Raw genomic sequence first — 7,671 nt, forward strand, 5'->3', positions numbered from 1 at the left:
CCCCTCCGGCTCGGCGACCACCGGCCCCGCCTGCGCTTCGTCAGCATCGGCCTGACCCTCGTCATGCTGGTCTTCACCGTCCGGCTGCTCCAGGTCCAGGCCGTCGACGCCGCCGCGTACTCCGCCAAGGCCGAGAAGAACCGCTACCTCAGCCACAAGCTGGCCGCCGAACGCGGCGTCATCACTGACCGCTCCGGCGGCGCCCTCGCCACCAGCGTCGACGCCTACGACATCACCGCGGACCCCAAGATGTTCACCCCCGAAGAGGCCAAGGTCCCGGACGCGCCCGAGCAGGCCGCCGCCCTCCTCGCCCCCCTCCTCGGCAGGGAGCCCGCCGACCTCGTCCGCACCCTCAAGTCGCCGCCCTCGCCCCGCTACGCCGTCCTCGCCCGCAAGCAGACCCCCCAGGTCTGGAACCAGATCAAGGACCTCAAGAGCCTCTTCGCCAAGAAGGCCCGCGAGGACCGGGCCAAGGGCGGGCCGGGCACCAGCGTCCTCGCCGGCGTCCTCAGCGAGAAGAGCAGCAAGCGCGTCTACCCGAACGGCACCCTCGCCGCCGGGATACTGGGCTGGGTCAACGCCGAGGGGCGCGGCGCCGGCGGACTGGAGTCCATGCTCGACGAGGAGCTCGCCGGCCGCGACGGCAAGATCACGTACGCCCACTCGGGCGGCCGCCGCGTCCCCACCGCCGACGCCCACGAGACGCCCGCCGTACCGGGCTCCGACATCGAGCTCACCATCGACCGGGACATCCAGTGGGCCGCCCAGAAGGCCATCAGCGAACAGGTCGCCGCCTCCCGCGCCGACCGCGGCTACGTCATCGTGCAGGACACCAGGACCGGAGAGGTCCTCGCGATGGCCAACGCCCCCGGCTTCGACCCCAACGACCTGTCCCAGGCCAACGCCGCCGCCATGGGCAACGCCGCCCTCCAGGACGCCTACGAACCCGGCTCGACCGCCAAGGTCATGTCGATGGCCGCGGTCCTGGAGGAGGGCGCCGCCACCCCGTCCACGCACGTCGTCGTCCCCAACCGCCTGCACCGGGGCGACCGGCTCTTCAAGGACGACATCGACCACCCCACCTGGTACCTCACCCTCAACGGGGTCCTCGCCAAGTCGTCCAACATCGGCACCATCCTCGCCACCGGACAACTCGGGAAGAACCAGGCGGAAGCCAACCGGGTCCTCGACTCGTACCTCCGCAAGTTCGGCATCGGCAGCCCCACCGGCCTCGGCTACCCCGGCGAGACCCCGGGCATCCTCGCCCCGCCGCAGAAGTGGAACACCTCGCAGCAGTACACGATCCCGTTCGGCCAGGGCCTGTCCGTCAACGCCATGCAGGCCGCCTCCGTCTACTCGACCGTCGCCAACGGAGGCGTACGGGTCGAACCCACGCTCGTCCGCGGCACCCGCGGGCCCGACGGCCGTTTCACGCCCGCCCCGGCACCCGACAGGAAGCGCGTCGTCAGCGAGAAGACGGCCACCACCCTGGCCGCCATGCTCGAATCCGTCGTCGACGACGAGGAGGGCACCGGGACCAGAGCCGCCATCCCCGGCTACCGCGTCGCAGGCAAGACCGGCACCGCCAACCGCGTCGACCCCGAAACCGGCCGCTACAAGGGCTACACCGCCTCCTTCGCCGGGTTCGCCCCCGCCGACGACCCGCGTGTCACCGTCTACTGCGCCATCCAGAACCCCACCAAGGGCGACTACTTCGGCGGCCGGATCTGCGGCCCCATCTTCAAGAAGGTCATGGAGTTCGCCCTGAAGACCCTGCACGTCGCACCGACCGGAAAACAGCCCCCGCGCATGCCGGTCACCTTCACGCCAGGAACCTGACCGAGCGGAGCTGCCAGTGACGACGATCACGCCAGGCCCCGGGAACCGCCCCGGAGCCCGACCCAACCCGGCCGCCTCATTTCGCCCCACGACGGGTGCGCCCGGTACGCTCACCGCCGTGCCACACCCTGATCAGCCCCGAAACACCGACCAGGACGCCCCCGCGAAACAGCAGGGAGCGCCCCGCCCGGACCAGGTCCGCCCCACGCCCCTCGGCGTCCTGGCGGCCCGGTTGGACGCCCCCGCCCCACGCGCGCCGCAGCCGCCCCAGGAGGACGAGGCCCAGGTCACCGGCATCACCCATGACTCAAGGGCGGTCCGCCCCGGCGACATCTACGCCGCCCTGCCCGGCGCCCGGCTGCACGGCGCGGACTTCGCCGCGCAGGCCGCCGGCCTCGGCGCCGTCGCGGTCCTGACCGACCCGACGGGGGCCGAGCGCGCCGCCGCCACCGGACTGCCGGTCCTCGTGGTCGACGACCCGCGCGGCCGTATGGGCGAACTCGCCGCCGACATCTACGGCCGCCCCGGACACGACCTCCTCCAGATCGGCATCACCGGGACCTCCGGCAAGACGACCACCGCCTACCTCGTCGAAGGCGGCCTCAAGGGCGCCGGCCGGAAGACGGGCCTCATCGGCACCGTCGAGACCCGCATCGGCGACGAGAGCATCAAGTCCGAGCGGACCACTCCCGAAGCCACCGACCTCCAGGCACTGTTCGCCGTCATGCGGGAACGCGGCACCGAGGCCGTCGCCATGGAGGTCTCCAGCCACGCCCTCGTGCTCGGCCGCGTCGACGGCTGCGTCTTCGACGTCGCCGTCTTCAACAACCTCAGCCCGGAGCACATGGAGTTCCACTCCGACATGGAGGACTACTTCCGGGCCAAGGCGCAGCTGTTCACCGCGCGCCGCTCCCGCCAGGGCGTCGTCAACTTCGACGACGCCTACGGCAGGAGGCTGGTGAAGGAGGCGGAGATCCCCGTCGTGACCTTCTCCGCCGAAGGCCACCCCGACGCCGACTGGCGCGCCGAGGACGTCGAGATCGGCCCCCTCGGCAGCACGTTCACCGTCGTCGGCCCCAAGGACGAGCGCGTCAGCGCCAAGGCCCCGCTGGCCGGCCCGTTCAACGTCGCCAACACCCTCGCCGCCGTCGTCACGCTGGCCCTGGCCGGGATCGACCCGCAGGAGGCCGCCGACGGCATCGCCGCCGTGCCCGGCGTACCGGGCCGCCTGGAGCGCGTCGACGCGGGCCAGCCGTACCTCGCCGTGGTCGACTACGCCCACAAGACCGACGCCGTCGAGTCCGTCCTGCGCTCCCTGCGCAAGGTCACCGAGGGCCGGCTGCACATCGTCCTCGGGTGCGGGGGCGACCGAGACACCACCAAGCGCGGCCCCATGGGCGCCGCTGCCGCACGCCTCGCCGACACCGCCATTCTGACCTCCGACAACCCCCGTTCCGAGGACCCCCTCGCGATCCTCGCCACCATGCTCGCCGGTGCCGCGGAGGTGCCGATCCACGAGCGGGGCGACGTCGCCGTGTTCGAGGACCGCGCCGCCGCCATCGCCGCCGCCGTCGCCCGCGCCCAGCCGGGCGACACCGTGCTCGTCGCCGGCAAGGGCCACGAGCAGGGCCAGGACATCGCGGGCGTGGTCCGGCCCTTCGACGACCGCCAGGTCCTGCGGGAAGCCATCCAGAACAGTCAGGGATGAAGAAGTGATCGCCCTCTCCCTCACCGAGATCGCCGAAATCGTCGGCGGGCAGCCACACGACATACCGGATCCGGCCGTCCAGGTCACCGGCTCCGTCGTCTACGACTCCCGCCAGGTCGAACCCGGCAGCCTCTTCGCCGCGTTCGCCGGCGAGCACGTCGACGGGCACGACTACGCGCAGCGGGCGGTCGACGCCGGCGCGGTGGCCGTCCTGGCCACCCGCCCCGTCGGCGTACCGGCGCTCGTCGTGCCCGACGTCACCGCCGCGCTCGGCGCGCTCGCCCGGGCCGTCGTCGAGCGCCTCGGCACCGTCGTCGTCGGCCTCACCGGCTCGGCGGGCAAGACCAGCACCAAGGACCTCATCGCGCAGCTCCTGCAGCGCCTGGGCCCCACGGTCTGGCCCGCGGGCAACCTCAACAACGAGATCGGCCTGCCGGTCACCGCACTGCGCGCCACCAGTGACACCCGGCACCTGGTCCTGGAGATGGGCGCCCGCGGGGTCGGCCACATCCGCTACCTCACCGAGCTCACCCCGCCCCGCGTCGGCCTGGTCCTCAACGTCGGCAGCGCCCACATCGGCGAGTTCGGCGGCCGCGAGAAGATCGCCCAGGCCAAGGGCGAACTCGTCGAGGCGCTTCCGGCCGCCGAGGAGGGCGGCGTGGCGGTCCTCAACGCGGACGACCCCCTCGTGAAGGCCATGGCGTCCCGCACCCGGGCCCGCGTCGTCTACTTCGGAGAGTCGGCCGAAGCGGTCGTACGCGCCGAAAACGTCCGCCTCACCGCGAGCGGACAGCCCTCTTTCCGCCTTCACACACCCTCCGGGTGCAGTGATGTGACCATGCGCCTGTACGGTGAGCATCACGTGTCGAACGCGCTCGCCGCGGCCGCCGTCGCCCATGAGCTGGGCATGCCCGTGCACGAGATCGCCGCCGCGCTCTCCGAGGCGGGCTCCCTCTCCCGCTGGCGCATGGAGGTCACCGAGCGTCCGGACGGTGTGACGATCGTCAACGACGCCTACAACGCGAACCCGGAGTCCATGCGGGCCGCCCTGCGCGCACTGGCCGCCATGGGCGAGGCCGCACGGGCCCGGGGGGGCCGTACGTGGGCGGTGCTCGGCCTCATGGCCGAGCTCGGCGACGAGGCGCTAGCCGAGCACGACGCGGTCGGACGGCTCGCCGTCCGGCTCAACGTCAGCAAGCTCGTCGCAGTCGGGGGCAGGGAAGCGTCCTGGCTGCAACTGGGCGCATATAACGAGGGTTCGTGGGGTGAGGAGTCGGTGCACGTGTCCGACGCGCAGGCGGCGGTCGACCTGTTGCGCAGGGAACTGCGGCCAGGAGACGTCGTGCTGGTGAAGGCATCCAGGTCGGTCGGGCTCGAGCGGGTCGCCGAGGCGCTGCTCGGGAACACCACCGAGGGCGAGGTCACCGGCCGATGAGGCAGATCCTCTTCGCGGGAGCCATCGGGCTCTTCCTGACCCTGATCGGCACGCCCCTGCTGATCAAGCTCCTGGCCCGCAAGGGATACGGGCAGTTCATCCGCGACGACGGCCCGCGCACGCACGGCAGCAAGAAGGGGACGCCCACCATGGGCGGCATCTCCTTCATCCTGGCCACTCTCATCGCGTACGCCCTCGCCAAGGTCATCACCGGGGAGAACCCGACGTACTCGGGTCTGCTGGTGCTGTTCCTGATGGCGGGCATGGGCCTCGTCGGCTTCCTCGACGACTACATCAAGATCGTCAAGCAGCGGTCGCTGGGCCTGCGGGCCAAGGCGAAGATGGCGGGCCAGCTGATCGTCGGCATCGCCTTCGCCGTCCTCGCCCTCCAGTTCTCCGACAAGCAGGGCCTGACGCCGGCCTCCACGAAGCTGTCGTTCATCACCGACTTCGGCTGGTCCATCGGCCCGGTGCTGTTCGTCGTCTGGGCGCTGTTCATGATCCTCGCCATGTCCAACGGCGTGAACCTCACGGACGGCCTGGACGGCCTCGCGACCGGCGCCTCCGTGATGGTCTTCGGCGCGTACACCTTCATCGGCCTCTGGCAGTTCCAGGAGTCCTGCCTCAACGCCGAGACGCTGACCAACCCGAACGCCTGCTTCGAGGTCCGCGACCCGCTGGACCTCGCCGTGGTCGCCGCCGCCCTCATGGGCGCCTGCTTCGGCTTCCTCTGGTGGAACACCTCGCCGGCCAAGATCTTCATGGGTGACACCGGCTCCCTCGCCCTCGGCGGCGCCCTCGCCGGTCTCGCCATCACCTCCCGCACGGAGCTGCTGCTCGCCATCCTCGGCGGCCTCTTCGTGCTCATCACCCTGTCCGTGATCATCCAGGTCGGCTCCTTCCGCCTCACCGGCAAGCGGGTCTTCCGGATGGCGCCGCTCCAGCACCACTTCGAGCTGAAGGGCTGGTCCGAGGTCCTCGTCGTGGTCCGGTTCTGGATCATCCAGGGCATGTGCGTCATCGTGGGCCTCGGGCTCTTCTACGCGGGATGGGCAGCGGGCAAGTGAGCGACGACAGCAGGACCGAGGACTGGCCGGGCCGACGGGTCACCGTCGCCGGCCTCGGCGTGAGCGGCGTCCCCGCCGCCCGCGTCCTGCACGGTCTGGGCGCGCACGTCACCGTCGTCAACGACGGCGACGACGAGCGCGCCCGCGCGCAGGCCGCCGAGCTGGCGGACGAGGGGATCGCCGTTCGCCTCGGCGACGGGGACACCCTGCCCGAGGGCACCGAACTCGTCGTGACCGCGCCCGGCTGGCGGCCCGACAAGCCGCTGTTCGCCGCCGCCGAGGCGGCCGGCGTCCCCGTGTGGGGCGACGTCGAACTCGCCTGGCGGCTGCGCGGCCACGCCGGCCGCACGCCCGCCCCCTGGCTCGCGGTCACCGGCACGAACGGCAAGACCACGACCGTCCGGATGCTCGCCTCCATCCTGGAGGCCGCGGGCCTGCGCACCGCCGCCGTCGGCAACATCGGGGTCTCCCTGCTGGACGCCGTCCTCGGCGACGAGGAGTACGACGTCCTCGCCGTCGAACTGTCCAGCTACCAGCTCCACTGGGCGCCCTCCCTGCGCGCCCACTCGGCCGCCGTCCTCAACCTGGCGCCCGACCACCTCGACTGGCACGGCTCCATGGAGGCGTACGCCGCCGACAAGGGCCGCGTGTACGAGGGCAACACGGTCGCCTGCGTCTACAACGCCGCCGACCAGGCCACCGAGGACCTGGTCCGCGAGGCCGACGTCGAGGAGGGCTGCCGTGCGATCGGCTTCACCCTCGGCACCCCCGGCCCGTCCCAGCTCGGTGTCGTCGACGACCTCCTGGTGGACCGGGCGTTCGTGCCCAACCGGCAGAAGCAGGCGCAGGAGCTCGCCCAGGTCTCCGACGTGCAGCCGCCGGCCCCGCACAACATCGCCAACGCCCTCGCCGCCGCCGCCCTCGCCCGGGCCTTCGGCGTCGAGCCCGGCGCCGTACGGGACGGGCTGCGCGCCTTCCGCCCCGAGCCGCACCGCATCGAGTTCGTGGAGGAGGTCGCCGAAGTCGCGTACGTCGACGACTCCAAGGCCACCAACACGCACGCCGCGGAGGCGTCGCTGGCCGCCTACGACCCGATCGTCTGGATCGCGGGCGGCCTCGCCAAGGGCGCCACCTTCGACGAACTGGTCCGGAAGTCGGCGGCCCGGCTGCGCGGCGTCGTCCTCATGGGCGCCGACCGTGCACTGATCCGTGAGGCCCTCGCACGACACGCGCCCGAAGTGCCGGTCGTGGACCTCGACCGGACCGACACTGGGACGATGCCCGCGGCGGTCCGGGAGGCGGCGGCGCTCGCCCGGCCGGGCGACACGGTGCTCCTCGCCCCGGCCTGCGCCTCGATGGACATGTTCGTCAACTACACGAAGCGGGGCGAGGCGTTCGCGGACGCCGTGCGCACCCTGGCCGCCGAGCGCGACGCCTGACCAGCCGCAGCGTCCGGCGCCGCCGGACACGACTGGAGGGGACAGCGACCATGCCGCCCGAGCCGACCGCCGCCACGCCCGACGGGACCGGGGCGGTCCCGGCCCCCACGGCACACCGACCCGCCGCCGCGCGGGTCCGCCCGAGCGGCGGCCCGACGGCTCCCGCCCCGACCGCGCCCGCCC

At 72.4% G+C, this 7,671-nt stretch carries 5 protein-coding genes; all 5 read left to right on the forward strand.

Features of this window, described 5'->3' with window-relative positions; translation table 11 throughout:
- A partial coding sequence (locus tag BJP40_RS04095; protein ID WP_256220629.1) for a penicillin-binding protein 2 occupies positions 1 to 1,839 on the forward strand: 1,839 nt, incomplete at its 5' end.
- A 16-nt stretch (positions 1,840 to 1,855) separates the two neighbouring features.
- Positions 1,856 to 3,547: a UDP-N-acetylmuramoyl-L-alanyl-D-glutamate--2,6-diaminopimelate ligase gene (locus tag BJP40_RS04100; RefSeq protein WP_071278650.1), complete on the forward strand. Its 1,692-nt coding sequence runs from the start codon at positions 1,856 to 1,858 to the stop codon at positions 3,545 to 3,547.
- Positions 3,548 to 3,551: 4 nt separating this feature from the next.
- Entirely contained in the window at positions 3,552 to 4,982 is a 1,431-nt protein-coding gene (murF, locus tag BJP40_RS04105; RefSeq protein WP_071278652.1) for a UDP-N-acetylmuramoyl-tripeptide--D-alanyl-D-alanine ligase, read from the forward strand.
- Positions 4,979 to 6,049 carry a phospho-N-acetylmuramoyl-pentapeptide-transferase gene (mraY, locus tag BJP40_RS04110; RefSeq protein WP_071269199.1) on the forward strand — a complete coding sequence of 357 codons (1,071 nt, stop codon included), beginning with the start codon at positions 4,979 to 4,981 and terminating at the stop codon, positions 6,047 to 6,049. The genes murF and mraY overlap by 4 nt, the downstream gene beginning before the upstream one ends.
- Positions 6,031 to 7,488 (forward strand): UDP-N-acetylmuramoyl-L-alanine--D-glutamate ligase, encoded by a 1,458-nt coding sequence (gene murD, locus BJP40_RS04115; RefSeq protein ID WP_071278654.1) that lies wholly within the window; start codon positions 6,031 to 6,033, stop codon positions 7,486 to 7,488. The genes mraY and murD overlap by 19 nt, the downstream gene beginning before the upstream one ends.
- The last annotated feature ends 183 nt before the right edge of the window (positions 7,489 to 7,671 follow it).

This window comes from Streptomyces sp. CC53 (assembly GCF_001865245.1).
Lineage (GTDB): Bacteria > Actinomycetota > Actinomycetes > Streptomycetales > Streptomycetaceae > Streptomyces.